Origin of the sequence: Shewanella subflava, from assembly GCF_025971955.1 — a bacterium.
Lineage (GTDB): Bacteria > Pseudomonadota > Gammaproteobacteria > Enterobacterales > Shewanellaceae > Shewanella > Shewanella subflava.
Map to the genome: position 1 here is coordinate 1 of NZ_JAPDMX010000032.1, position 557 is coordinate 557.

The window sequence follows — 557 nt, forward strand, 5'->3', positions numbered from 1 at the left end:
CACGTAAACGTAGGCACCATCGGTCACGTTGACCATGGTAAAACAACTTTAACTGCAGCTATCTCTGCTGTGTTATCTAAGACATATGGTGGTGAAGTTAAGAACTTCGCTCAAATCGATAACGCTCCAGAAGAGCGTGAGCGCGGTATTACTATTAATACTTCTCACATCGAATATGACACTCCATCACGTCACTATGCACACGTAGACTGTCCAGGTCACGCGGATTATGTTAAAAACATGATCACTGGTGCTGCACAGATGGACGGCGCAATCCTAGTAGTAGCTGCTACAGACGGCCCAATGCCACAGACTCGTGAGCACATCCTGCTTTCACGTCAGGTTGGCGTACCATTCATCATCGTATTCATGAACAAGTGTGACATGGTAGATGACGAAGAATTACTAGAATTAGTAGAGATGGAAGTTCGTGAACTTCTTTCAGAATACGACTTCCCAGGTGATGACTTACCAGTTATCCAAGGTTCTGCGCTTAAGGCACTAGAAGGCCAGCCAGAGTGGGAAGCTAAAATTATTGAACTAGCTGAAGCTTTAGA

1 protein-coding gene is annotated in these 557 nt (G+C 45.1%); it reads left to right on the top strand.

The window, feature by feature from the left end:
• Positions 1-557, top strand: a 557-nt coding sequence (locus OHT75_RS15795) for a GTP-binding protein (RefSeq protein WP_264728338.1), incomplete at both ends; no start/stop codon positions are given.